The organism is Amniculibacterium sp. G2-70, from assembly GCF_014353055.1.
In the GTDB taxonomy this organism is placed as follows: Bacteria; Bacteroidota; Bacteroidia; order Flavobacteriales; family Weeksellaceae; genus Amniculibacterium; species Amniculibacterium aquaticum.
In genome coordinates, this window is sequence record NZ_CP060698.1 from 911,504 (window position 1) to 937,757 (window position 26,254).

At 37.0% G+C, this 26,254-nt stretch carries 29 protein-coding genes; 20 read left to right on the top strand and 9 right to left on the bottom strand.

Annotated elements, in window-relative coordinates; genetic code table 11:
- Position 1 precedes the first annotated feature (1 nt).
- The 7 genes from H9Q20_RS04150 to aqpZ all read left to right on the top strand — a co-directional run bounded on the left by H9Q20_RS04150 (position 2) and on the right by aqpZ (position 6,179).
- Positions 2-667, top strand: a complete 666-nt coding sequence (locus H9Q20_RS04150; protein WP_124642374.1) for a response regulator — start codon at positions 2-4, stop codon at positions 665-667.
- 131 nt (positions 668-798) lie between these two features.
- Positions 799-1,674 (top strand): DUF4138 domain-containing protein, encoded by an 876-nt coding sequence (locus H9Q20_RS04155; RefSeq protein WP_187478361.1) that lies wholly within the window; start codon positions 799-801, stop codon positions 1,672-1,674.
- A 9-nt stretch (positions 1,675-1,683) separates the two neighbouring features.
- Positions 1,684-2,235, top strand: coding sequence for a hypothetical protein (locus H9Q20_RS04160; protein WP_124642370.1), 552 nt, complete (start codon positions 1,684-1,686; stop codon positions 2,233-2,235).
- A gap of 17 nt (positions 2,236-2,252) precedes the next feature.
- The gene (locus tag H9Q20_RS04165; protein ID WP_124642368.1) at positions 2,253-3,716 is read left to right on the top strand and encodes a hypothetical protein; all 1,464 of its coding nucleotides are present in this window, start codon (positions 2,253-2,255) and stop codon (positions 3,714-3,716) included.
- 257 nt (positions 3,717-3,973) lie between these two features.
- Positions 3,974-4,702, top strand: coding sequence for a pirin family protein (locus tag H9Q20_RS04170; protein WP_124642366.1), 729 nt, complete (start codon positions 3,974-3,976; stop codon positions 4,700-4,702).
- A gap of 14 nt (positions 4,703-4,716) precedes the next feature.
- Entirely contained in the window at positions 4,717-5,277 is a 561-nt protein-coding gene (locus H9Q20_RS04175) for an NADPH-dependent FMN reductase (protein ID WP_187478362.1), read from the top strand.
- Positions 5,278-5,444: 167 nt separating this feature from the next.
- Complete coding sequence (aqpZ, locus tag H9Q20_RS04180) at positions 5,445-6,179, top strand: aquaporin Z (RefSeq protein ID WP_187478363.1); 735 nt, start codon at positions 5,445-5,447, stop codon at positions 6,177-6,179.
- A 56-nt stretch (positions 6,180-6,235) separates the two neighbouring features.
- Here the strand turns inward: aqpZ and H9Q20_RS04185 are convergent, their stop codons facing one another.
- The 3 genes from H9Q20_RS04185 to H9Q20_RS04195 are packed head-to-tail and all read right to left on the bottom strand — an operon-like array spanning position 6,236 to position 8,474.
- Positions 6,236-7,222, bottom strand: a complete 987-nt coding sequence (locus tag H9Q20_RS04185) for an acyl transferase (protein WP_124642362.1) — start codon at positions 7,220-7,222, stop codon at positions 6,236-6,238.
- A gap of 3 nt (positions 7,223-7,225) precedes the next feature.
- On the bottom strand, positions 7,226-7,993 hold the full coding sequence (locus H9Q20_RS04190) for a UDP-2,3-diacylglucosamine diphosphatase (protein WP_124642360.1): 768 nt from the start codon (positions 7,991-7,993) through the stop codon (positions 7,226-7,228).
- 34 nt (positions 7,994-8,027) lie between these two features.
- Positions 8,028-8,474 (bottom strand): 6-pyruvoyl trahydropterin synthase family protein, encoded by a 447-nt coding sequence (locus H9Q20_RS04195; RefSeq protein ID WP_124642358.1) that lies wholly within the window; start codon positions 8,472-8,474, stop codon positions 8,028-8,030.
- Between the two features lie 49 nt (positions 8,475-8,523).
- Between H9Q20_RS04195 and H9Q20_RS04200 the strand changes: the two genes are divergently transcribed.
- Positions 8,524-9,171: a ComF family protein gene (locus H9Q20_RS04200; protein ID WP_124642356.1), complete on the top strand. Its 648-nt coding sequence runs from the start codon at positions 8,524-8,526 to the stop codon at positions 9,169-9,171.
- Position 9,172: 1 nt separating this feature from the next.
- Here H9Q20_RS04200 and upp read toward each other — a convergent pair whose 3' ends face one another.
- Positions 9,173-9,823 carry a uracil phosphoribosyltransferase gene (gene upp / locus H9Q20_RS04205; RefSeq protein ID WP_124642354.1) on the bottom strand — a complete coding sequence of 217 codons (651 nt, stop codon included), beginning with the start codon at positions 9,821-9,823 and terminating at the stop codon, positions 9,173-9,175.
- 90 nt (positions 9,824-9,913) lie between these two features.
- Positions 9,914-11,224: a ribosome biogenesis GTPase Der gene (gene der / locus H9Q20_RS04210; RefSeq protein WP_124642352.1), complete on the bottom strand. Its 1,311-nt coding sequence runs from the start codon at positions 11,222-11,224 to the stop codon at positions 9,914-9,916.
- A gap of 152 nt (positions 11,225-11,376) precedes the next feature.
- On the opposite strand from der, the gene H9Q20_RS04215 reads away from it, so the two are divergent.
- Entirely contained in the window at positions 11,377-11,781 is a 405-nt protein-coding gene (locus H9Q20_RS04215; protein ID WP_187478364.1) for a thiol-disulfide oxidoreductase DCC family protein, read from the top strand.
- Between the two features lie 54 nt (positions 11,782-11,835).
- Here H9Q20_RS04215 and H9Q20_RS04220 read toward each other — a convergent pair whose 3' ends face one another.
- A complete protein-coding gene (locus tag H9Q20_RS04220) occupies positions 11,836-12,135 on the bottom strand; it encodes a c-type cytochrome (RefSeq protein WP_241154768.1) in 300 nt (99 codons plus the stop codon).
- 275 nt (positions 12,136-12,410) lie between these two features.
- Between H9Q20_RS04220 and H9Q20_RS04225 the strand changes: the two genes are divergently transcribed.
- The 9 genes from H9Q20_RS04225 to H9Q20_RS04265 all read left to right on the top strand — a co-directional run bounded on the left by H9Q20_RS04225 (position 12,411) and on the right by H9Q20_RS04265 (position 20,406).
- Positions 12,411-12,920, top strand: coding sequence for a c-type cytochrome (locus H9Q20_RS04225; RefSeq protein WP_124642345.1), 510 nt, complete (start codon positions 12,411-12,413; stop codon positions 12,918-12,920).
- Positions 12,921-12,955: 35 nt separating this feature from the next.
- Positions 12,956-14,956, top strand: coding sequence for a Sec-dependent nitrous-oxide reductase (nosZ, locus tag H9Q20_RS04230; RefSeq protein WP_124642343.1), 2,001 nt, complete (start codon positions 12,956-12,958; stop codon positions 14,954-14,956).
- A 238-nt stretch (positions 14,957-15,194) separates the two neighbouring features.
- Positions 15,195-15,773 (top strand): hypothetical protein, encoded by a 579-nt coding sequence (locus H9Q20_RS04235; protein ID WP_124642341.1) that lies wholly within the window; start codon positions 15,195-15,197, stop codon positions 15,771-15,773.
- A 177-nt stretch (positions 15,774-15,950) separates the two neighbouring features.
- A complete protein-coding gene (locus tag H9Q20_RS04240) occupies positions 15,951-16,352 on the top strand; it encodes a nitrous oxide reductase accessory protein NosL (protein WP_124642339.1) in 402 nt (133 codons plus the stop codon).
- Between the two features lie 107 nt (positions 16,353-16,459).
- The gene (locus H9Q20_RS04245) at positions 16,460-17,695 is read left to right on the top strand and encodes a nitrous oxide reductase family maturation protein NosD (protein ID WP_187478365.1); all 1,236 of its coding nucleotides are present in this window, start codon (positions 16,460-16,462) and stop codon (positions 17,693-17,695) included.
- A gap of 4 nt (positions 17,696-17,699) precedes the next feature.
- Positions 17,700-18,164, top strand: a complete 465-nt coding sequence (locus tag H9Q20_RS04250) for a cytochrome c (RefSeq protein WP_124642335.1) — start codon at positions 17,700-17,702, stop codon at positions 18,162-18,164.
- Complete coding sequence (locus tag H9Q20_RS04255; RefSeq protein ID WP_187478366.1) at positions 18,161-18,892, top strand: ABC transporter ATP-binding protein; 732 nt, start codon at positions 18,161-18,163, stop codon at positions 18,890-18,892. The genes H9Q20_RS04250 and H9Q20_RS04255 overlap by 4 nt, the downstream gene beginning before the upstream one ends.
- A 20-nt stretch (positions 18,893-18,912) precedes the next feature.
- The gene (locus H9Q20_RS04260) at positions 18,913-19,680 is read left to right on the top strand and encodes an ABC transporter permease subunit (RefSeq protein WP_187478367.1); all 768 of its coding nucleotides are present in this window, start codon (positions 18,913-18,915) and stop codon (positions 19,678-19,680) included.
- A gap of 207 nt (positions 19,681-19,887) precedes the next feature.
- Entirely contained in the window at positions 19,888-20,406 is a 519-nt protein-coding gene (locus tag H9Q20_RS04265; RefSeq protein WP_187478368.1) for a fasciclin domain-containing protein, read from the top strand.
- Positions 20,407-20,599: 193 nt separating this feature from the next.
- Here H9Q20_RS04265 and H9Q20_RS04270 read toward each other — a convergent pair whose 3' ends face one another.
- Both H9Q20_RS04270 and H9Q20_RS04275 read right to left on the bottom strand, forming a co-directional pair.
- Positions 20,600-21,814 carry a hypothetical protein gene (locus H9Q20_RS04270; protein ID WP_187478369.1) on the bottom strand — a complete coding sequence of 405 codons (1,215 nt, stop codon included), beginning with the start codon at positions 21,812-21,814 and terminating at the stop codon, positions 20,600-20,602.
- 29 nt (positions 21,815-21,843) lie between these two features.
- The gene (locus H9Q20_RS04275; RefSeq protein ID WP_124639724.1) at positions 21,844-22,446 is read right to left on the bottom strand and encodes a Crp/Fnr family transcriptional regulator; all 603 of its coding nucleotides are present in this window, start codon (positions 22,444-22,446) and stop codon (positions 21,844-21,846) included.
- 120 nt (positions 22,447-22,566) lie between these two features.
- Here H9Q20_RS04275 and ppk1 point away from each other — a divergent pair, with 120 nt between their 5' ends.
- Both ppk1 and H9Q20_RS04285 read left to right on the top strand, forming a co-directional pair.
- A complete protein-coding gene (ppk1, locus tag H9Q20_RS04280) occupies positions 22,567-24,639 on the top strand; it encodes a polyphosphate kinase 1 (RefSeq protein WP_187478370.1) in 2,073 nt (690 codons plus the stop codon).
- A gap of 12 nt (positions 24,640-24,651) precedes the next feature.
- A complete protein-coding gene (locus H9Q20_RS04285) occupies positions 24,652-25,530 on the top strand; it encodes an exopolyphosphatase (RefSeq protein WP_124639720.1) in 879 nt (292 codons plus the stop codon).
- A gap of 35 nt (positions 25,531-25,565) precedes the next feature.
- Here H9Q20_RS04285 and H9Q20_RS04290 read toward each other — a convergent pair whose 3' ends face one another.
- Entirely contained in the window at positions 25,566-26,225 is a 660-nt protein-coding gene (locus H9Q20_RS04290) for an HAD family hydrolase (RefSeq protein WP_124639718.1), read from the bottom strand.
- Between the last annotated feature and the right edge of the window lie 29 nt (positions 26,226-26,254).

Genomic DNA, 26,254 nt, shown 5'->3' on the forward strand with positions numbered 1-26,254 from the left:
CATGTTTCATAAAATCATTATTGCAGAAGACTACCAAAGTACCAATCTGTCCATTCAAAAAGCACTGCACGAATTGCAAATACACCAAACACAATATTCCAGTTATTGCGATGATGCTTATCATAAAATCTACCAAGCGATAGAAGCCAAACAACCCTATGAAGTTCTGATTACGGATCTGTCTTTTGATGAAGATGAAAACGAACAGAATCTAAAATCGGGTTTTGATTTGATAAAAGCAGTAAAAAGATTGAAGCCGGAAACAAAAATTATTGTTTTTTCAGCAGAAAAAAAAGACGGTATTATTCAAAATTTATTTCAAGAATATTGCATTGATTCTTTTGTACACAAGGGGAGAAACGATATGAAGGAACTAAAAACAGCCATCGAAAAAGTATATTTGGGAGAAAAATACATCTCATCCGAGACCAGAAATTCTTTTAAAAAGATGAATAGTTATGAGTTTACAAATTACGACATCACCCTTCTCCAACTCATCTCACAAGGAGTTGCGCAAAAGGACATCCCTACCCTACTTCAAGATAAAAACCTAAAACCCAACAGCTTAAGTTCTATCGAAAAACGATTAAACATACTCCGAAAATCCCTTCACCTTTCGAGTAACGAGCAACTTATTTCTTTCTGTAAAGACTTGGGAATTGTATAAAGTTTATTTTTTTATGGTTTCCCGTATTTTTTTTATTTAAAACATAGTATTTTTGCGCTCCGAATACGGGAATAGATCAACCACAAGTTATCTTTTCCGTATCCAAACTAGTAAAAACTAAAGCCTTAACCATGTTAAAAATTTTATTCTCATCATTGCTCCTATTTGGGGTGATGGCAAACTCACAGTCTGTAAAGAAGAAAAAAGCAGTAGTTAAATCTGCTAAAAAATCTCTAATTACCAAAAAAAGCAATAAAACATTAAAAGCTAAATCCAAATCGGCTGTAATGGTTGCAAAAAAAAGCAACCAAAACTACGAAGTTATTCAAGATTCCGATACTGAAAGCACTACCGTTACCATTACTTTCAAAACCAATAAAAAAAGCAGTGCCTCACCAGTAACTCCGTCTGCAACACCGGCCAAGGATCATCTCAACATCAGTACGACCAGCTTTCAACCCCAATTCACGAATCAATCTTTAGAAAATAAAGAAAGTACTACTTCCCAAAAAGAAGAAAAAGCGAAACTTCTAATTTCTTCTGAAAAAACAGAGTCTAAAAGCTCGAACTATCATCAAATTACGGATAAGCTGTTGGGTCAGAAAGGTTGGATCAACAATAGAAATTCTGCCTACATGGACGGAATAGAAGGTTTTGTAAAAGGTGTTTATTTTAATCAAAATCAAATTTTCATCATGCTAGAATTTGATAACAAAACCACGAGCAGTTATCATATTGAAGAGGCATCTTTTATTTCAAGCACAGACCAACCCAAAAACATTTTCGCCCAAGAGCCGTTTACGGTAAAAACAATTTTCCCTCTTTTCAGTTATCAGCCTGAGCAACTACCCAATAACACCTTCACCAAAATGGTTTATATCTTTGATAAAACGGTGCTTATCGATCAAAAGAATCTACAATTCGTCATGACTGAAAAGAACGGTGGAAGAAAAATAGCTTTGGACATAAAATCAAAATTTCTAGAAAAAGCTGAATTCATCAACTAAACCATCAACATGAAAAATAAATATTTCACCGCCCTATTCGTATTAATCACCATCAGTCTCCAAGCTCAAGGCAGAAGAAAAAATCAAGCTTCCATCCATGCTCAATACGGCTTCACCAATAATGGAAGCATGATAAAAGCGGGATACGGCAAGGTCTTTGGAGACCAAGGATTTCTGGGGAAATCTGAAGTTTTTTATCAGAATTACAAGGTTGCTTACATTGACAATCAGTCTTTACCTTATGAAAAATACGGAGCCGGTGTGTCTGCCGGTTACAGTTTCGAAAGGTTTTCTCCATTTTTTATAAATGCTTGGTTAGGTCTCTATGGAGGCTATGAAAAAATCAATGAAGGCAAAGAGTACGACTCCAAATACCACGCACCAATTCCATCTAAAGTAAAAGGAATGATCTACGGTGTTAGTGGAGCTTTAGAAGTGGAATACAATATCAATCGTAGATTTTCCATTATTGCCGACTACAGTCAATTTTTTGATTTAAAAAGTGATTTTTCTAAATCGAAATTTGGAATTTTTGGAGGATTGAAATACAACTTAAACTAAAAACAAACGAATCATTCATGAAAAATATTTATTATTTTTTCCTTACCCTTCTCAGCCTATCGTTTCTTCAATCGTGTAGAGAAGATGGCGATTGGGAAAACCATGTACAATTTAGGTTAACCGTAGATAGAGATTATCAATTCAGTGAAAAAGGGATGGGAGAAGCTCAATCGTTAAAGTTCAATCTAAAAACCCAATACAACTTTAACGCTCTTCCTACAAAATTTAAATTTGACAATACTCTTTCAGGAGTTTTAAAACTGAACAATAAAATTCTTAATCCCAATCAAGAATATACATTTACAAAAAGTGATAACATTTTTGAATATGTTGGTAATGCCCCTGGAGAGCACCAGCTAAAAATCACAGTCTTCAACGATAAGAAATTTAGCATTCAAGAAGATTTTCTATTAAAATATGGAGTATCCAGTTTCACACATACCTATACAGGAGGAATTACGGAGACCTACCAAGGAGACAGCTCCCAATACACCATGAAGATTGTTCCTGGAAACAACCAACCCACAACCGGTTACGAAATAAGATTCAATAATTATTCTGGAAACATCAAGTACAATGGAGCACACGCAAGCTTGGGTCAATTTTACCCCATCAATAATTTGGATGAATTCAATGTAATCCTAAACACAACTATCGCTGGCCAACAAAAACTTGATTATACCATCCGAAACTCCACAACTTCTAAAGATTACGAAATACAACATGAAGTAAAAAAGAGACAAATTTCTTTTGAAAACATTCAAATCAACTCAACAGCTGTACCTATCAATTCCAATCTTAACATTACTGGAATTATAAAAAAATCTCCAAACAACACCAATACATCTATAAAGTACAAAACTTGGATTTCATCTGCGTCCAACAACAACAATTCAGGCATACAAACCACCAACAATACCTTTGTTCCGTATGCTTTAGGGAACAATGGAGCATTTAATTTCAACTTTGAAACTTTAGAAATAGGAAATTACACCCTCAACATTCAAGCTCAAGACGAATTCGGCAACGAAACGGAAATCAAGAGTTTCAACATCATCGTAAATACCCCGATGACGATCAACGGAATACCGAATCTAATTTTCACGATTTATAAAGCAGATAGCAACTCGCACTATGTAGGACAAGTAAAAATAAACGACCTGAACGCAACGGCTAACTATAACAACAAAATTTCAAAAATTGAGGTAAAGTTAAAGTTCAGAAGTATAGCAAGCAACAAATGGTTTGATAAGACTTTTACTTATACCCAAAACCCTAATGAAACAAACCTAAACCACCATTCAGAAAAGACGATATATGGTTTCAAAGACTCTTCAGCATACATTTCGCATGGCGATTGGAGCGGTCAGGATAATCTAAATGCAGAAATTACAGTTTACGACAACCAAGGTCAAAAAACAACCGTTAACCCTAGTGTTAATGGATATTGGTATGCCGACTACAACTATTCTGTACAATAAGGCTAAACAAAATTCAAAGAAATTTGCCATTTTTACGGTTTCCCGTAAAATAATGGATCTCAAATTTCTAACTTTGTCCTCGAAACACAGATGAAGAAGAAAAATTATTAAACTAAGACGAAAGTGCTGCTCTAACACAAGGCAGCACTTTTTTTATCTACATACCTGACCTACAGCACTTAATTTCTTATCCTAGATCAACAATTCTCAACGAACACTTGTTGTAATTTTGCATCATCAAATCAAAAGAATACCGTATGAAAACCGTATTTCACAGTTCTACAAGCCGAGGATTCGCCGATCACGGCTGGCTAAAAGCCCACCATAGCTTTAGTTTTGCAGGATTTTTCAATCCCGAAAAAATAAATTTCGGAACCCTTCGGGTTTTGAATGACGATGAAGTCCAAGGAGGCATGGGTTTTAGCAAACACCCACACCAAAATATGGAAATCATTACCATTCCGTTGGAAGGCGAATTGGAACACGGCGACAATATGGGAAACAACGGCATAATCCGAAAAGGCGACATCCAAGTTATGTCTGCAGGATCCGGAGTGATGCACAGTGAAAAAAACACAAGCTTACAACATCCTGTCCGTTTGCTTCAGATTTGGGTATTTCCTAAACAACAGAATGTCCATCCAAGATACGACCAAAAAAACATTGAAAAAGGAAAAATCAATAACGATTTCCAAGTCATCCTTTCTCCAGATCCTCAAGAAAACAGCGTTTGGATCCACCAAGATGCTTGGTTTTATTGGGCCAACTTTGATCATGGAAATTCGAAAAAATACAAAATTAACAAGGAAGGAAATGGAGTTTACCTTTTTGTTATCTCAGGAAAAATAAAAATTGGAGATCAAATTCTTGAATCCAGAGATGCCCTTGGCGTTTGGGACACCGAAGATTTCACAATAGAAGCGATAGACAATTCGGAATTCCTAATCATGGATATCCCAATGGAAATCCCTAGTTTTGAACCCTAAAAAAAATAAAAAAAATGAAAATATTAGCCTTTGCAGCTACCAATTCCAAGAAATCCATCAATGCTCAACTGGTACAACATGTTAGCAGTAGGTTTAACAATGCAGACATCGACTTCGTTGATCTTAACCATTTCGAAATGCCCATTTATAGTATGGATCGAGAGATCGAAAACGGCGTGCCGGATTTAGCGGTCGATTTTGCTAAAAAAATTGACGCTTCGGATCTTATCATCATTTCTTTTGCAGAACATAACGGTACCTACACCACAGCTTTCAAAAATATATTTGATTGGATTTCCAGAATACCGGGACGAAAAGCATTTGGCGATAAAAATATTTTTGCACTTGCAACTTCCAACGGACCAAGAGGCGCGCAAGGGGTACTGGATGTAGCTACCACAAGATTTCCATTCAACGGAGGCCACATCATTGATCAATTTTCTTTACCCCATTTTTCTGAAAATTTCAACCCTGAAAAAGGCATCACTCATCCTGAATTGGAAGAAATTCTTTCAAATAAAATAGACCAAGTTAAGTTGCATCTTCAAAAAGTAAAACAAGAATCGTGTTCGTAATTTGAACTTCGACATGAAACAACAAAGCTCCAAGAACGATTTGCTCTTGGAGTTTTTTTGATTCTCACCTTCCGCACAGTTATGTAATTGTTAATAAAAATGTATTTTTTTTATTGTTTTAAAATTTATTTACTACATTAGCAAGACAAACAATAAAAATCACAAATATGACTAGAAAATTATTGGCTGAGTTATTCGGCACATTTTGGCTGGTATTCGGAGGTTGCGGATCTGCCATTTTCGCTTCTCACATTGCACCGGCAGACAACGGACAAATCGGAATTTTACTTTTAGGAGTAGCGCTAGCATTCGGGCTTACGGTACTCACCATGGCTTATGCTGTGGGACACATTTCTGGTGGTCATTTCAACCCCGCTGTTTCTTTCGGATTGCTGGCAGGAGGTCGGTTTTCTTCCAAAGAATTAGTCCCTTACATCGTTGCACAATGCATTGGAGCTGTTGCAGCTGCAGGCGCTCTGGCTTACATCAATGGCGGTGTCGGCGATGGAAGTGCAGGATCTTTTGCTTCGAATTTTTACGATTCTGCTGTTTATTTTGGTAAAAGTTACGATTTGGGACAGGCTTTCTTAACCGAATTTTTACTAACAATGTTTTTCGTTATTGTAATCATGGGGACGACTGACAAATTTGCGAACGGAAAATTTGCTGGCATTGCCATCGGATTGTGCCTTACGCTTATCCACCTGATTTCCATACCCATCACCAACACTTCGGTAAATCCTGCAAGAAGTCTTTCTCAGGCTGTTTTTGTTGGTGGACAAGCTCTTTCTCAGCTTTGGTTATTCTGGGCTGCCCCCATCTCTGGTGCTGTGGTAGGTGGAATCATCTATAAATCGTTGATGCAAAATACCGATAACGAATACAAATATACTGACGCTTAGTGGCGAAAATATTTTTTACAAATAAGAAGAAACTGTTCAGAAATGGACAGTTTTTTTTATGAAACCAAAAGACTGCATCCTCGAACATCGGAATGGTCAATTCTCCCTAAAACCTGAAACTTACCATCCTTCATCTTCCCCAAATCTTGTGTCGCAATAAAACTACAGGAATGAATATTGGCGAGATCAATAATGTTGATAGCTCCCGTTGCGCCCTCTTTCACAAAAGAAAAAGGATCTTCTACATTTCGTATCAAAACACGCATCCAAGCTGGGCAGCTGTATTCATTATTCCCCAAAGAATAGGCTTGTGACAAAAGTTCGGTCATGGAATATTCCGAATAAATGGCATCCGTTCCGAAATCGTTTTTCAGGATATAAAGCAGTTCGTCTTTGGTCATTTCCTTCTTCCGTCCCTTCATACCTCCGGTTTCTATGATGATGAGGTTGGGAAAAGAAATTTTGTATTTTGTTTTACAAAAATCTAAAAAATCCAAAAGCGCAAAAGAAACTCCAAAAAGAATCACTTTTCGATCAGTTAAAGATAATTTTTCTAAAATACCGAGCAAATCTTCGTGGTTATAAAGGAAATATCCATTTTCGGGTTGATGGGATTTTTTCATCAGAAAATCGACCATATAAATCAATGACGAATGGTTGTTTTCAGAATAATTTGGAAGCAATCCCAAGAATACAAACTCTTTTGGAGAACCAATAAATTGCTCGAAACTCTTTTCTATACTGGCTTCATACAAATGAAAATCAGCAATCCAATGCTTGGATCTATTGAGCATCGCTGTAGTTCCGGAACTTTGAAAATACCGTTCGGCTCTGAAATTTTTATCCAAAACAAGGTGATTTTTGAACATCTCGATGGGCAAAAATGGAATCTGCTCTACTTGCAGCACTTTTTTAGGATCTATATTCAGGAAATCTACAAATTTCCTGTACACCTCAACCTGCTCATATTGAAACTGAAAAGTCTGAATACAAGCTTGTTCGAAATCGGTTTCGGACTGTATTGAAAATATATCGGATTGCATAAATTAAGATTCCCAAGTTTCTAAATTAAATTGGCTGCCATCAAAAACTCCGTAGGTAAAATAGACGATCCAGTCGCCAAGATTGATGTATTTGGAATACGAATTGAGGTCCAAAATCATGGGAAGGTGTCGGTGTCCAAAAACGAAATAATCAATTTTCTGGGTTTTCAGTTTTTCTTTGGAATACAAAATCAAAAACTCTTTATCTTCACCTAAAAATTCTTTATCCTCTTCACCGGATATTAATTTATTTTTTTGGGACATGTAGTTGGCAATTTTCATTGCGATGTCCGGATGCAGCCACCGAAAAGCCCATTGTGCAACGGGATTTGTAAAGACTTTCTTCATTCTTTTGTAGCCCTTGTCTCCTGGACCAAGACCATCGCCATGAGCCAAAAGAAATTGTTTACCCGCAATTTCGTAGTATTGTTTTTCAAAATATACCGGCACCGATAGTTCGTCTTCAAAATACGATTTCATCCAAAGGTCGTGGTTTCCAACAAAAAAATGAACCTCAATTCCGGCATCTTTCAGTTCGGCAATTTTCCCTAAAACCCGGATATAGCCTTTTGGCACTACATGTTTCCACTCGTGCCAAAAATCGAACAAATCGCCCATGAGAAAAACAATTTGGGCATCTTTTTTAATTTCATTCAGCCAACGAACAAATCGATCTTCTCTAATTTTAGAAGATATTTGGTCGGGAGCTCCGAAATGTTGATCGGATGCAAAATAGATTTTTTTTCCAGGTTGCAGGTCGATTTTCCTCATGAAATAGGCAGAATAATAAGTTTTAACAAAAAAATTAAGGATTTTCTTCAGCAAACCACTCTCCGTAGGAGTTTTCGGTTTCGTGCATTTTTAGATAAGCCAAAGAAATTCCGTCCGGAAGTTTGGATTTTATTTTTGAGGCGATGTCGTACAACATATTTTCGCAGGTGGGTTGATAGTTACAAAAAATAACCTTGTGACCTTTGCTCTCCAAATCCAATCCCAATTCTCTATGCGGTGTATCTCCATTCAGCAAAACGGCATGATCCCAAACATCGATTATTTCTTGTTTTACAATCGTTTTAATATCTCCAAAATCCACAACCATTCCATTTTTTGGATGGTTGACATCGTTTATAGGATTTCCTTTTACAGTAACAAATAATTTATACGAATGTCCGTGCATATTTTTGCATTTTCCATCGTAATTGTACAAGACATGCGCCGTCTCGAACGAAAAAATTTTTGTAATTCTTATCATGGTACAAAGATAAACTTTTGAAATAATAATATTTGTGTAATTTTAATCAATGATTTTGGACATTCTTTTCCCCAACCGTTGCCTGCATTGCAATCTGATTATTGATGGCAAAGACTTGTTGTGCGAAGGGTGCTTTTATCAAATCCCATTTACCCATCATCGGTTTGGAGAAGAAAATGATCTTTCTAAAAGATGCAGAACCCACTTCCCTATCGAAAATTCTTTTGCTTTGATGAATTTTGAACAAGGCAATCTTGCGCAAAAAATCATTCATCAATTGAAATATGCAGATAAGGAATATTTTGGAAAACACATTGCCCAATGGACTTTTGATCGTTTAGAATTTCTACAAAAACCGGACTTATTGGTTAGTGTCCCGCTACATCCTAAGAAACAAAAGAAAAGAGGCTACAACCAACTTCATCTTTTTGCCAAAACCCTATCCGAACATTATGGAATCCCGTTGGAGAATGATTTATTGAAAAGAAATTTCTACAACCAAGCTCAAGCCAAAAAAGATAGAAATCACAGAACGGAAGTGGATCGTTTGTTTTCAGTAACCCAAAAAATTGAAAACCAACACATTCTATTAGTCGATGATGTCCTAACCACTGGAAATACACTTTCTGCGATCGCTTGGGAATTTCTAAAAAATTCCAACAATAAAATTTCGGTTTTGGTAATGGCTTTGGATTAGCCTATCGTTGTAACTTTTCACCGTACGAAAGATCTCCTGCATCTCCCAATCCGGGTGTGATGTAACCTTTGGAAGTCAACTTTTCATCCACTGCGCCTATCCAAATATGGGCATTGGGATACGCTTTTACGACAGTTTCTACACCTTGTTTGGAAGCAATTGCCGCTACGATATGAAGTTGAGAAGGTTCTCCATGATTTAACAAATCTTTTAAAGCTTCCACCAAACTGGCTCCGGTTGCCAACATGGGATCTGCAACTATTAGAGGTCTTCCATCAATATTTGGGCAGGTAAGATAATCCTGTTGAATGGAGAAATAATCGTTGGCATCGTGCTTTCTGTATGCAGCAACAAAACCACAATCGGCTCCATCAAGATAATTCAGAAGCCCCTGAAAAAGCGGAACACCGGCTCTCAGAATGGTCGTAATAACCGGTTGGGTCTGAAGTTCTTTGACCAATATTGTATCGAGTGGTGTGGTAATTTCTACCTCACGATGGTCCAAGTTTTTACTGATTTCGAAAGCCGCTATTTCGCCAATTCTCTCCATATTTCTTCGGAAGCGAAGACGGTCTTTTTGGATTTCGACATTTCTCAGTTCATTAATCCAGATGTTTACTAATGAAAATTGTTCGGATAATAGTGTTATCATGATATCTAAATAAAAATGAGATGGAAACAAATATACTCAATACATCTTGAATTTTTGTTTCCATCTCATAAATTTATGACTTATCCCAACTTATTTTTGTCTGAAATAGACTTCGATTGGCACCCCGGTAAATCCAAATTCTTTACGAAGTTGGTTTTCTGTAAATCGTTTGTACGGTTCTTTCACATACTGTGGTAGGTTACAGAAAAATACAAATTGAGGCGATGGTGTTGGCAACTGTACACAATATTTTATCTTGATGTACTTTCCTTTAATTGCAGGCGGTGGTGTATTTTCAAAAATAGGCAACATCACTTCGTTCAGTTTGGATGTTTTTATTTTTTTAGCCCTATCGTTGTACACATCCATGGCTGTTTCTACGGCTTTTAGAATTCTTTGTTTTGTCAGAGCCGAGATAAATAAAATCGGAATGTCTGAGAACTGACCAATTTTATGCTTGATGACCGCTTCGAAATCCCTCATGGTATTGGTTTTCTTATCTTCGACCAAATCCCATTTGTTCACCAAAATAACAATACCTTTTCTATTTCTTTGGGCGATACTGAAGATGTTCATATCCTGAGATTCCCAACCTAAAGTGGCATCTACCATGATTACGACCACATCAGAATATTCTATGGCTCGTACGGAACGCATTACGGAGTAAAATTCAAGGTCTTCAGAAACCTTGTTCTTTTTTCTCATTCCCGCAGTGTCTACCAATACAAACTCATGTCCAAATTTATTGTACAACGACTGTATGGAATCTCTGGTTGTCCCTGCCACATCGGTTACAATATTTCTTTCGGTGTCCAACAAAGCATTGGTCAGTGTAGATTTCCCTACATTTGGTCTTCCCACAATTGTAATTTTTGGCAATCCTTCGAATGGATCTTTGTAATCTGTCGTTGGAAAATCCCTCACGACATCATCCAGTAAGTCTCCTGTTCCAGAGCCAGTTGCAGAGGATATGGTGTAATATTTTTCTATACCCAATTGGTAAAATTCTGTTGCTGGAAGTTCTTCTTTAGATGAATCAACTTTGTTAATAACGATATAAGTTGGTTTTCCGGATTTTCTCAGCATCGCATAGATTTCGTGATCGGTTTCCAACAAACCTTCTTCCACATTCAGCATAAAAATGATGGAGGTGGCTTCGTCTATTGCCAACTGAACTTGTTTGGAGATTTCTTCTTGGAAAACATCGTCGTTATTGACATCGTACCCTCCGGTATCAATCACCGTAAAATCGACACCATTCCAATCGGATTTTCCGTAATGACGGTCTCTGGTAACTCCGGAAGTAGAATCTACAATGGCTTCTCTTCTTTCTAATAAACGGTTAAATAAAGTGGATTTCCCTACATTGGGACGGCCGACAATGGCTACAATATTGCTCATAAAAATTTTATTTCTTTCTTCGTTTCATTTTCTTTTCGAAGAGGTTAAGAATGGGTTCCTCGGTCCTTCCGAGCCCAAAAATTTTTGCAAAGATAAGAATTTCAAATTTGTAATAAATTAACTTTAAATTAGCAAATCTAAAACACGATAAAGTGGAAATAAATACCGAAAAATTTTATGTTTTGTACGACGGCGACTGTGGTTTTTGCAATTATTGGGTACAATGGATATTAAGAAGAGATCAAAAAGACCTGTTTTTATTCGCTTCGTTACAATCTGATTTTGGTCAAAACTTTTTAAAATCCAGAGGTTTGGAAAATAAAATATTCAACACGCTGATTTTATGGTCTCCAGAAAAATATTACCTCACTAAATCCGAAGCCTTATTAAAAATTGCTAAACTCCTAGGTGGAAAGTATCAGATCTTGGCCAGCATGAATATTCTCCCTTTGTTTCTCACAAACTTTTTCTATGATAAAATATCAAAGAATAGACACAAAATTAAGATAAAAAACTGCTCTTTGCCTACGGAAAAAGAAAGACAAAAGATGATATAAAAAAAGCACCTCTTAAAATCGAGATGCTTTTGGAATATTTACTATGAAAAAGAATTATTTCTTCAAAGAAAGGATGTATTCAACCATTTTCTTTGCGTTGTCTTTGCTCATACCTGCGTGTGGTGTCATTGGAATATCTCCCCAACTTCCTTTACCACCAGCGATAATTTTATCTGCTAATTTATCGATATCTGCTTCCGTATATTTAGCTGCAACTTCTTGGTAAGATGGCCCCACCAATTTAGCATCTACTTTATGACAACCCATACAGTCAGCTCCTTCTATTAATGCCAATCCTTCGTTACCACCAGCAGCTTCTCCACCAGCAGGTGCAGCAACAGGCTCTTCTTTCATTACATTAGTATCTTGAGCAGGTTGAGTACTTGCTTCTTTGCTACATGCTACTAAAGCAAGAGCTAAAATCGAAATTCCGAATATTTTTTTCATTTTCAAAATATACTTTTAATATTTAACTCTGCAAAAATCTAAAAAATACACCCTACCACCTATGACTTCAATCATATTAAGATAAAACAGTCGCTAATATATATCATGTTGATTTTATGATTGCAATCATACGGATAATTCACTAAGCCTTGTAAATTTGCTAACAAATAAATGATACTATTATGAAAAACTTAAAATTCTTAGCATTAACTGCTTTCGCTTTCGCAATGATTTCTTGTGGAGGAGACAAAAAGACCGACACCGTACCAACTGCAGACACTGCTACAACTGAAGCTCCTGCTGCTGACGCAGCTGCTCCTGCTGCTGCTGACGCGGGATCTTACGACCCAAAAAGAGGTATGGGAAAATGGGATGCATCCAATGTAGATGTTAGCAAGTTTGATGCCGCAATGGCTGATGCTGGTAAGAAAGCTGCAGAAGTAAAATGCTTCTCTTGCCACAAACTTACTGACGAAAAATTGGTTGGACCAGGATGGAAAGGAATTTCATCTAAGCACGAACCTTTCTGGATCATGAACTTCATTACGAACCCAGATCCAATGATTGATGTAGATCCAGAATTGCAAAAGCAATTGGAAATTTGTTTAGTAAGAATGCCAAACCAAGGACTTAGCGACACTGAAGCTAGAGACATTTTGGAGTTCATGAGACAAAATGACGGAGCAAAATAAGCTCTAAAAGCAAAAAAAAACAAAACAAAAATAAAATGAAAAGTTTGAAATTTTTTGGACTTTCAGCACTTGCTATGCTTACAGCTCTAACCAGCTGTAAGCCTAAGGGTGCCGAAAGCGTAGCAACCGGTGACGCAGCACAAAAAGTGTATGTTGCACCTGGAAAGTTAGATGAGATCTACAACTTTGTGAGTGGTGGTTTCAATGGACAAATGAATGTCTATGGATTGCCAAGTGGAAGGTTATTAAAAGTAATCCCTATTTTCTCTGTTAACCCAGAAAACGGATACGGATACTCTGAAGAAACTAAACCCATGCTTCAAACTTCACACGGGTTTATTCCTTGGGATGACCAGCACCATTTGGAGCTATCACAAACCAATGGAGAGCAAGACGGAAGATGGATTTTCGCCAACGCAAACAACACACCTAGAGTTGCAAGAGTTGACCTAAAAACATTTAGAACCGTAGAAATTTTGGAATTGCCAAACTCTGCCGGTAACCACTCTTCTCCATTTATCACAGAAAACACAGAGTATGTTGTAGCTGGAACTCGTTTTGCTGTTCCAACAGACGATATGAACGGTGATGTGCCTATTTCATCATTCAAAGAAAACTTTAAAGGAGTGATCTCTTTTATCGGTGTAAATAAAGAATCTGGAGATATGAATTTATCTTTCCAAATTGAAGCACCTGGTGTTAACTTTGACTTGTCTCACTCTGGAAAAGGAAAATCCAAAGATTGGTTCTTCTTCTCTTGCTACAATTCCGAAAAAGCAAACACTTTACTAGAGGTTAATGCATCTCAAAACGACAAAGACTTCATCATGGCTGTGAACTGGAAAAAAGCTGAGGAATTGGCTAAAGCCGGTAAAGGTCGTAAAGTAAAAACCCAATACGCTCACAATAAATTTGATGAATCCACTCAGATGGCTACATCAAAAATGGAGCAAGAAGTTACAGTACTTTCTGTAGAAGACATGAAAGATGCTATGTACATGATCCCTTGTCCTAAATCTCCACACGGATGTGATGTTGACCCAACGGGTGAATACATCGTAGGATCTGGTAAATTGGCAGCATTGATCCCTGTATTCAGTTTTGATAAAATCCAAAAAGCAATTGCCGGTAAGCAATTCTCTGGAGATTATGACGGAGTACCTGTAATTAAGTACGAAGCTGCATTGCACGGTGAAGTTCAAAAACCAGGTCTTGGTCCGTTGCATACAGAATTTGACGGAAAAGGAAATGCATACACCTCAATGTTCGTTTCTTCTGAAGTTGTAAAATGGGATATTAAATCTTTAAAAGTAATTGACAGACAACCAACTTACTACTCTGTAGGTCACTTGATGGTTGTAGGTGGAGATACTGCAAAACCTTACGGTAAATATTTAGTAGCTTACAACAAAATTACTAAAGACAGATACTTGCCAACAGGTCCAGAATTGGCTCAATCCGCTCAATTGTTTGACATCAGTGGAGAGAAAATGCAATTATTATTGGATTTCCCTACATTTGGAGAACCTCACTATGCACAAGCTGCCCCAGCTGAGTTAATCTCTAAAAACCAAGTAAAATTCTATAAATTAGAGGAAAACAAAAACCCTTATGTAACCAAAGGTGAAGCTGAGTCTAAAGTGGTAAGAGAAGGCAACAAAGTCCATGTTTACATGACTAGTATCCGTTCTCACTTTGCTCCAGACAACATTGAAGGAATAAAAGTTGGCGATGAAGTGTACTTCCATGTCACAAACCTAGAACAAGATTGGGATGTACCACACGGTTTTGCAATTAAAGGCAATGAGAATGCAGAACTATTAATCATGCCTGGTGAAACTTGTACTCTGAAATGGGTTCCTAAAAAAGCTGGAATGTTCCCAATGTATTGTACAGACTTCTGCTCTGCACTTCACCAAGAAATGCAAGGATATGTAAGAGTTTCTCCAGCAGGAAGCAACACTCCACTTATCTACAGTCTTAACAATAAAAAAGACAATGCTCAAGGTCCCGTAAAGCAAGGGGAAACCAAGTAAAAAAAATAAAATTTTAAAGGGCAGTTTTACTGCCCTTTTTTTACTCTGACATTTGTCAGTTTGTAACCGTTATCACAAAGATATTATCGTAAATTATCGTAAATTTATATCACCAAATACAAGGTATATTCCCCTAAAATTCTTTGAAGATTTTCCCGAATTAATAAATACGGTTGAATTATAAATCCTTATACGATACTTTAAAACCATTAATAGAATATCATAAAAACATCATAAAATGAAAACCAATTCATTACAAAAAATTTCAAAAATCTTATTGGCCTTATCAGGCATCGGATTATTCATTAGTATTTTCACTCCCATTTGGGCCATTTACCTCGAAGCACCGCAGTACCCGGAAGGATTAAGCATGTTTATCCATTCCAACAAATTGGCTGGAGAATTTGACATCATCAACGGTCTTAACCATTATATTGGGATGAAAGAAATAAAGGCAGATGAATTTGTAGAATTCAAAATCATGCCTTACGCATTAGGAATTCTTGGTGCCATTTGTCTTTTGGTTGCAGCACTCGGAAAGAAAGCTTGGTTGTACGGAATTACCATCTTGTATTTGGTATTTGGTATTGCTTTTATGTACGACTTTTGGCAATGGGAGTACGATTATGGACACAACCTGGATCCTAACGCAGCCATTGTTGTACCTGGGATGTCTTACCAACCGCCACTCATTGGGTCTAAACAATTATTAAACTTCACAGCCCATTCCTATCCCGACATTGGAGGATGGATCATGTTTGGTGTTGCTTTATTTTTAATGATCTCTTGTTATATCGAGTTTAAAAAAGCAAAATAAGTTCAAACAACTCACTTAAAAAAAATCCTACTAAAGAGCAAGTAAATCATTTGGTTTTCAGTAGGATTTTTCATATTTTAGCCTTTTAACAAAAAATAGAATAAGTAAAAATAAATACTTGATATTAATCAATCCTTTTTACGATCAATTCCCATTAATCATTTGTAAATTTGAAACATGAAAAACATTAAGAACATCCTAGCAGCCTCTACTTTTACACTATTTTTAGCTTCATGTGGAAGCGATGATCCTAAGAAAATTTCTGTTGGCGAACAATGCGAACATTGCAAAATGTCCATAGAAAATGTTAAATATGCAACAGAACTGGTAACCGAAAAAGGTAGAATTTACAAATTTGATGACATCAAATGCATGAATGGTTATGTCACTTCCAATGCGGACAAAGTAGCCAATGCCAAAACTTATGTTACCGACTATCCGTCGGAAAAATTAATTGAATTTGAAAAGGCTACTTTCATCAAAGGAGGATCAATAAAATCTCCAATGGGAGGCAATATGCAAGCCTATGAAAGCAAGGAAGAGGCTGAAAAAGCTAAAAAAGAATTTGGTGTAGAATAAAAATTCTTCATTGTGATTTTATAATTTAGATAGAAAATACAAATCAAAAGAGTGGAGAGTCTATATTGATTTTCCACTCTTATCTATTACAACCTTGGGATACCAACATGAAACAATTTCTTCTTTTTTTATTGACCTGTCCATTCTGGTTACAAGCAACCACATTAAAAGTGGGGAAAGACAAGCCTTATAAAACCATACAACAAGCAATAAAAGTCTCTAAACCTGGAGACAGCATCTTGGTGGATGCAGGCACTTACAAGGAAGGAAATCTCAACATCACAAAACCACTTACCATTTTGGGTATCGGAAGACCCATTTTGGATGGCGAAATGAAGTACGAAATCCTATCTTTTAGGGCCAATCATATCGTACTGAAAGGGTTTAGAATAATAAATTCTGGAGAAGACGAGGTGAAAAATATTGGAGCGCTTCGCTTGTACGACAGCCACTTCACAACCGTTGCAAACAATATTTTTGAAAATAATTATTTCGGAATTTTTATACAAAGAGGCTACAAATGTTTAATCCAAAACAACAAATTCACAACAAAAAGATCCAAATCTCAGGAAGGAGTTGGTGACGGTATCCACGCTTGGAGCAGCGACGAGCTTTGGATAAAAAACAACTATGTCGAGGGGCATAAAGATGGAATTTATCTTGAAAAAGTACTCAACTCCTATGTTGCCAGAAACTATTCTAAAAAAAATCTTAGATACGGTTTGCACTTCATGTTTTCTAACGACAACATCTATTCTCACAATACCTTTGACGGTAACGATGCCGGTGTAGCCGTTATGTACAGCAACAATGTAGGCATGGTTGGCAACCGGTTTATCAACAACTGGGGAGATGCTAGTTATGGACTTTTACTGAAAGAGATTTCATTCTCAAAGATTAAGGAAAATTATTTCGATAACAATACCACAGGCATTTTCATGGACGGAGCGACCAAGATTGATTTTTACAAAAACCAATTCAGCAACAACGGATGGGGACTAAAAGTGAATGCCAATTGTATGGAGAATAGAATTAACAACAACAATTTCTTGGGAAATGTTTTCGACATCAGCACCAACGGCACCATGGTTTTGAATGATTTTAAATCGAACTTCTGGGACAAAAACGATGAAAGATACGACCTCAACAAAGATGGAATTTCCGATATCCCTTACCATCCTTTAAGTTTATATGCCGTTTTATCCGAAAGAAACCCGTCTGTGATGCTGCTTTTCCGTTCTTTTTTTGTTGACCTCATGGATAGGGTGGAAAAAATATTACCCAGCCTTACACCAGAAAACTTTGTTGATGATAAGCCCCTGATGAAACCGATCAAAATTTAATTCAATGAAAAAAATAATACCCATTGCATTCATTATATCTTTGTTTTTCAATGGTTTTCTGATCTATTATTTCATGGTAAAAGGAGATGTAAAACCAGCAGACCAAGACCAAAGAAGAGCCATAATTACAAGTAAGGAAAATAAAGATTTTGTAATGGCAGAAATGCGTGGTTTCCTAGAAACGATACAAGAAATAAACCTAGGCCTTACCCACAACAATCCCGAACAAATAATAAAAGCTGCAGAAAAAGCCGGTGGTGCAGCAACCGAACATATCCCAACAGGTTTGTTAAAAGCACTTCCAATCGAATTTAAAAAATTAGGGTTTGACACCCATGACAAGTTCGATCAACTAGCTGAAGCGGTTAGAAAAAAATACAACAAAGAGCAAACACAAGAACAATTGAACGGCATACTAAGCAACTGCACCTCGTGTCATAAATCTTATAAATTTGAAACTCAACCATGATAGAAATAAAAAATCTGAGTAAGAACTTCAACAAATTCACTGCGCTCAACGATATCAATGTAAATTTTGAAGACGGGCAATCGGTGGCACTTATCGGACCGAATGGCTGTGGCAAAACCACCCTTATCAAGAGTATTTTGGGATTAAATGTCTTGGAAAAAGGAGACATCATCGTGAATGGCGAATCCGTAAAAGATCATTACAAATACCGAGTGCATATTGGATACATGCCACAAATAGGACGGTATCCAGAAAACATGTCCATAGAAGACACCATAAAAATGATCAAGGAAACCAGAAATATTCCGGAAAATGAATTGGACACCGAATTGCTCGAAGCTTTTCAGTTGGAAAAAATGTTCGACAAAAAGATGAGAACCCTTTCCGGAGGTACAACCCAAAAGGTAAGTGCTGTACTGGCATTCATGTTCAATCCTTCCATTATTATTCTGGACGAACCGACTGCTGGACTGGATCCTTTGGCATCGGAAATTTTGAAAAATAAAATTCTAAAAGAAAAAGCAAAGGGCAAACTCATCATCATCACCTCTCACCTTCTGAGCGAGTTGGATGATATTGTGAGTGAAATTGTTTTTATGAACGAGGGTAAAATTCTTGTTCACCAATCGGTAGAAGAATTGATGAAAGAAACCAGCACACAAAAAATCTCTGACGGAATTATTTCCATATTGAAAAACATGAAGGGAGATGCTAGAACCCAAATATAATCTCGTAAAAATTAATTGAAATGAATAAAATAGCTAGATTTATACTTTTTGATATATTAAAAAATAAAATTATCATATTCTACACGATCTTACTTTTCATTATTTCCTGGTCTGTACTTGGTTTGGACAGCAACAGCACAAAAACCACACTCAGTCTGCTCAACATTGTCTTGTTGGTAGTCCCATTGGTCAGTATTATATTCTCGACCATTTATGTGTACAATTCCGGTCAATTTATCGAGTTGCTCCTCAGTCAGCCCGTAGCAAGAAGTAAGGTGTGGTTCAATTTATTTTTAGGATTGTCTACTGCTTTGGTTTTTGCATTCTTAATAGGCTGTGGCATCCCAATTGCCATTTATTCTTCTGTAGAAGTCGGTTTTTCATTGATCATTGTAGGGATCATGTTGTCCATAATTTTCACTTCATTGTCCATGTTGGCAGCCATTACCAGCAGAGATCGAGCAAAAGGAATAGGCGTTTCCATATTCATTTGGATGTTTTTCGGAATTATCTACGATGCCCTTTTATTAATATTTTCTTTTCAGTTTTCGGATTATCCAATAGAGGGCATCATGGCGGGACTAACAGCTAGTAATCCCGTAGGACTGTCCAGGATATTTGTTCTGTTACAGCTCAACATTTCCGCCATGCTTGGTCATACGGGTGCCATCTTCAAGCAAGTTTTTGGATCAGGAGGCGGCTTAGGAATCTCCATGGTCGTACTGATTCTTTGGGCCGTGTTTCCATTTTTAATTTCCCTGATAAAATTTAACAAGAAAGACCTTTAGCAACAAAAATCACTTAATGTTAAGTGATTTTTTGTTTTTAATAGAATATTTACACCGAAAAGACAAATTGTTTAGTGATATGACATAAATCACTGTGCGAAAATAAAAATACTGACTTTCATCATTTTAAATTAAGACCAAACCCTCTACTTTTACATAAAAATAATCGTTATGAAAAAGTCCCTTTAAACTCTCGCCCTAGTTTCTTTGGTACTTTGGAGCTGCAAGCCCAATGAAGCTGCTCCAACAGAAGCTGCTGCTACCTCTACAGAAAATGTAGCCGGTGGACAAGAAGCTGTACAAGATGAAGATTCTGAGCCTACAATTGTAAAATTAGCTGCAGGAAACAAAGATCTTTCAACCTTGGTAAAAGGTGTGGAAGCCGCAGGATTGGCAACTTCATTGAGCAACGCAGGTCCATTTACCGTATTTGCACCGCTAAATGCTGCTTTTGACAAACTGCCTGCAGGAACAGTAGAAGATTTGTTAAAGCCTGAGAACAACGGCAAATTAACCGATATCCTTGGACATCATACTTATGTTGGTGTTATCAAAGCAGAACAATTTACCGATGGTCAAAATCTAGGTATGGTCGATGGTAAAAACATCACCATTAAAATGGTGGATGGAAAACCAACCGTTAACGGAACCGTGAACATCGTGGCCTCCGTGCCGGCATCCAACGGGATTGTCCATGTTGTGGACGGTGTAATCCTCCCTCAATAGAAAGAATTTTATCATAATAGTTTGAATTTAATGTTTGTGAAACAGCATCTAAAGCAATTTAGGTGCTGCTTTTTTTGTTTCAAAATACTATTGATAGGGCAAATTATTCTTATAGAAAAGGAGCCTGAAATTTTAAAATTAATCACAAAAAAAACTCCAAATCGGAGTTTCTTTTATTTGAAATGTTTTGAAATTAATCGTTTGCTTTATTCATATTCATAAAGATGTAGAAAGCCGAAAACATTATGAAAAACGATATCACCACCAAAGCTTCTGCCGTGTATGGAATGGTAAAATAAATTGTCGACAACAACCCCATTGATCCCAAAACCAATTCATTGAGAAATACGCCTAGAAGGAAAAATTGAACACCCAGCAACAGCGCCTTGGAAAGAGAAAATAGATTGGACGCCAACATTTGGCCTACCAAAAATGCCGACACACACATAAGAAGAACCAAATGCAGATAAGCAATTACAATATTTCTAAATCCAAATGCAAACTGATTAACAGCCGGGATATTAGATCCCAATTGCAATATAATCTTCACTCCAAATGCGAAACCAACATAGATCAAGACTAACCTAAGCATGGGAGACCAATGCTGCTTGATCACCGACCATCTATCTTTAATCACTTTAAACAACAAATACGCACCCCAAGTCTGCATGAGCGTTGTAACGGTTATGGCTGCAAACATCCAAAGCGGCATTTTGAACCATAAAACGGACAATCCGTATCCGACCAAACATCCAACAAAGGACAACCAAAAAATTAAATTATTTTCTTTTTCAGAAGGTGCAACCCCCATTTTCTTAAGGTTATTCAACAAGAAAGCGATGCAAGAAAAAATGAAAAATCCATTGTACTGAAAATGGAGATAAAAATATTCTGAAGCTAAAAAAACATCTTGAGAAAAATTCTTAGTCGCCATCATGATGCTCAAAGTAAAAACCCCTAAAGATGAAAATACGGCAAAGAAAAACGCAGCATGCAACCATTTTTTTGAAATGTCCGAAATACCCTTCATGTCTTTTGAAAAAACAAAATAAAACACAAAACTGGTGAGCAATGCCATGGTTGAAAAAGCAATGGACAACCAAAAATATCCGTTATAAATGAAAGAAATAAGCATACCGAAAGAGGCTACAAGATTGGAGATGACCAACCATTTGTACTTTCCTTCTTTAAGGTTGGGAACAACTTCTCGTAAATATTTTACGATTAAAACATAAATAATAAATGTAATCCAACCGTAAAAAGCAAAATGCGAATGACTTTGTTGAAGGTTTTTTTGTTCGACTATCGGAAGTGAGAATGCAATTTTGTAACGCATAACCGTTCCCAAAACGGCAACAATAAATAGGTTGAATATTGCGAATTTGAGCCAGATATGTAAACTTTTCATAAATTATAAATTTGAATTTTTTATTGAATTTAAAAATAAACCTTTCCATTCTTAATGGTCAGCTTATCTTCTTTTTCCATCTTTTTTATCGTACGGATTACGGTTTCTATTCGCAGTCCCGTCATGTTGGATATTTCTTTTCGAGTCATTGGGATCAGTAAGGGCTCACCTGGATTTCCTTGTGAATTTCTATAATCGTTCAATTGATTCAGGATACGATCTTCAGGATTTAAGAATACGATACTCTTCAAGGATTGGCTTCCTCTCAGGGCTTTTTCTGCAATGGATTTGGTGAATTCCATCAACTTTTCCGGATGTCCCAACAAGTAGTCCAAGAAATTTTCTCTCTTTATTTTGAGAATTTTTGCCTTGTCCGAACTCACCTCCACCGATCCAGGAAACGGCTTGCCCAACAAAACGGCGGGTTCGCCAAAAAAATGTTCCTTCATCACCTTATGCTGAAGAAACTCTTTGCCCTCTTCTGTGAAATTAAACACCGACAACTCGCCTTCGATCAGATAAAAAAAATACTGAGAACAATCGCCCTCACAAACGATGCGCTCACCTTTAATTGCTTTTTTTATTTCGCCGTGCGTTTCTCGAACTAAATTTTCTTCTACCATTGCCTTCATTTAGGAATTTCCCAAATTTAAAAACTTTTAATCAGAGTTCAAAGCCTTATTTAGATTTAATATAAATTTGTCTTGTTATCAGGATTAATTCTGTATTTTTGAATCATAAGCCCACACACAATGTCAACACCCTTTAATCCTCGAGATCTCACTTGGTTAGCCTTCAACGAAAGAGTATTGCAAGAAGCCATGGACAAAAGCGTTCCTTTGCATCTACGAATTCGTTTTTTAGGGATATTCTCCAACAATCTGGACGAATTTTTCAGAGTTCGTGTGGCTGGACTCAAAAGAGCGATGGATTTCAAAGACAAATTCATCACCGGAAGTTTTTTTGCTCCACCCTCAAAAATCATCGATCAAATTAACAATACGGTTATTGATCATCAAAAGAATTTTGACAAAACCTGGAAGAGCATCCAAAAAGAAATGGCTCAACAAAATGTCCACATAAAAACCATAAAAGATCTTAGTAAAAAACAAAAGGAAGAAGTGGTAAAATATTTTGACGAAGTGGTAGAAAACAACACCATACCCATCATATTGCACGAAAACCTACCCATGCCCTATCTTCGGGACAAAAGCCTATACTTGGGCATTGTGATGCGCAAAAAAAACATACAATACCACAGCCAATATGCGATTATCGAAGTGCCGTCCAGATTTGTAGGCCGGTTTTTCATCATTCCAGAAAACAGTGAAGAGAAAAACATCATCCTCTTGGAAGAGATCATTAAGCTTTGTTTGCCTCATATTTTCTCATATTTTGGTTATGATGAATTCCATGCACATGCTTTTAAAATTACAAAAGATGCCGAGTTTGACCTGGACAACGACATCAACACCACACTTGCTGATAAAATTGAAAAAGGAATAAAAAACCGTAGAAAAGGAAAGCCTACCCGATTTGTTTTTGACAAAGATATGGATCATGCCTTGTTAGAATTTTTGATTAGAAAACTAAATCTCACAAAAAAAGACAGCATCATCCCGGGTGGAAAAATTCATAATTTCAAACATTTTATGGATTTTCCTAATGTTTTTTCGGAACATAAAAAACTGTTGGAACGAACTCAAATCCGGCATCCAGAGCTCAATTCTGGAGATCGCATTTCGGACATTATCCTGAAAAAAGATTTACTTTTCACCTTTCCCTACCATCAGTTTACCCCTGTAATTGATTTGATACGGGAAAGCGCGATTGATCCGGATGTAAGATCCATTAACCTCACCGCCTATCGATTGGCTGAAAAATCTAAAATTGTAAATGCCTTGATTGGTGCTGCACGAAACGGCAAAGAAGTAACGGTCATGCTGGAACTTAGAGCTCGGTTCGACGAGGAAAGCAACCTGAAATGGAAAAAAATCCTGGAAACCGAAGGCATTAAAGTCCTCACAGGAATCCCAAACCGAAAGGTACACGCCAAGTTGTGCATCATCAAAAAAAGAATCAACAACAAAACCATACAATACGGATTTGTGAGTACCGGAAACTTTAATGAGAAAACAGCAAAAATATACGGCGACCACCTCTTGATGACTTCGGACAGGGAGATTATGGCGGACATCAATAAAATTTTCAATGTGCTAAAAAGTCCAAAAACGGTGACTTTGGAGAGCATGAAAACCTTCAAAAATTTATTGGTCTGTCCCAATTTTATGAGGGAGAAAATCGAACACCTCATCGACAAAGAAATTGAAGAAGCCAAAGCCGGTAGAAAAGCCGAAATCATCCTAAAAGTAAACTCGCTCAGCGACAAAGGCCTCATCGAAAAAATATATTCGGCAGCAGAAGCCGGTGTCGAAATCAACATGATCGTTCGTGGGATTTATTGTGCCATCAACCAAAAATCGTTCAAAAAGAAAATGAATGCAATTTCTATTGTAGATGAGTATTTGGAACACGCTCGAGTAATGTATTTTCACCACAAAGGAAGTGAAGAAATCTACATCTCCTCGGCCGATTGGATGACACGAAATTTGGATTACCGTGTAGAAGCAGCTGTAAAAATAAAATCGAAATCCTTAAAAAAAGAAATTGTTGAACTGCTACGAATCCAGTTGAAGGACAATGTAAAAGCCAGAATTTTGGATAAAAATCTTGTCAATAATTATGTGAAATCCAACGAGAAGGAATTTCGATCTCAGATTGAGATCTTTCATTATCTGAACAACAGAGTAAAAAACAACCATTAATCTATCTAAAACATGATATTAGCCGCCATCGATATTGGGAGTAATGCCGCGAGATTGCTCATCAACGAAGTTAAAAAACAACCCGGAAAAAAAGAAGAATTCACCAAGCTTAATCTTTTGAGAGTCCCACTTCGGCTGGGGATGGATGTATTCAAAAACGGTGAAATTGGTCCGGAACGACAAGCCATGTTTATAAAAACCATGAACATCTTCAAGGATCTGATGGACATCTACAAAGTCGAACATTACCGTGCCTGTGCAACCTCGGCCATGAGGGACGCCAAAAACGGAAACGATTTGATAGAAATAGTCCAAGAAACCACCAACATCAACATCGAAATTATTTCCGGTGACGAGGAGGCGGGCATCATCTACGAAAACCACATTGCCGAAAGCATGGACAAGGACTTCGCCTATCTGTACATCGATGTCGGAGGTGGATCTACAGAGCTCACTTTTTATGAAAAAGGCAAAATGAAATTCAAAAAATCGTACAACATCGGCACCATTCGTTTGTTGAACAATTTGGTCGAAAAAAAGCAATGGGAAAACCTGATGAACGAGGTTAAAAGCAAAATAAAATCCGACCAACCGATTTTAGCTATTGGCTCTGGAGGCAACATCAACAAGGTATTTTCACTAAGCAAAACCAAAGAAGGCAAAGCCATGACTTTGTCGTATCTGAAAAAAATGCACAAAGAAATTTCGAAATTATCGGTAGCCGAAAGAATGGAGCAACTAAACATTCGAGAAGACAGAGCCGATGTTTTGGCACCTGCGTTAGAGATATATACCCAAGTATTGCATTGGGCCGATATTTCAAAAATATATGTCCCAAAAATTTCCGTTGCCGATGGGCTGATCCATCAATTGTATGAGAAAAATAAATAACAAAAAAGCCTCCGAAAATCAGGAGGCTTTTTCTATTAAAAATAAGTTTCTACAAATTGTTTTTCCAATTCTTTGTAGTCTTCTACCACCATGTTGGCCAGGGTATAATCCTGCTTTTCAGAATGTGGACTTTTGTATGCCGCACAGAAAATTTCAGCTCTGTGGGCGGCCAAAATCCCATTGGTAGAATCCTCAATCACCATGCAATTTTCTTTGGGCTCGCCAGCAATTTCGGCGGCTTTCAGGAAAATCTCCGGGTTGGGTTTGGATTCTTTCAGGTCGGCACCGGAAATCTTTCCAACAAAATAAGGATCCAGACGAAATCGCTCGAACACCCAATTGATGGTATTGTTACTTGCCGAACTTGCCAAGACCAACTTCACTCCGTTTTCGTGATAATGCTTGATCAGATCCAACACGCCCGGGATTAGATCAAACTCTTCATCGTGGTCGAATAAATATTTGAAATACCTTCTTTTGATGGCGGTAATTTCTTCGTGACTTTCTTTAAGGTCGAATCGTTCAATTAATTTTTCGCACACTTTTTTGGTCGAATTGCCTGTAAAAGAGGCGTAAAATTCTTCTGAAACATGGATGCCCAAATCGTCAAAAGTTTTGAAATAGGCTTTACGGTGAAGAGGTTCGGTATCCACAATCACCCCATCCATATCAAAAAGAACTGCTTTAAAATTCATTGCTTTTTATTAAATTTTTGCAAAGGTAC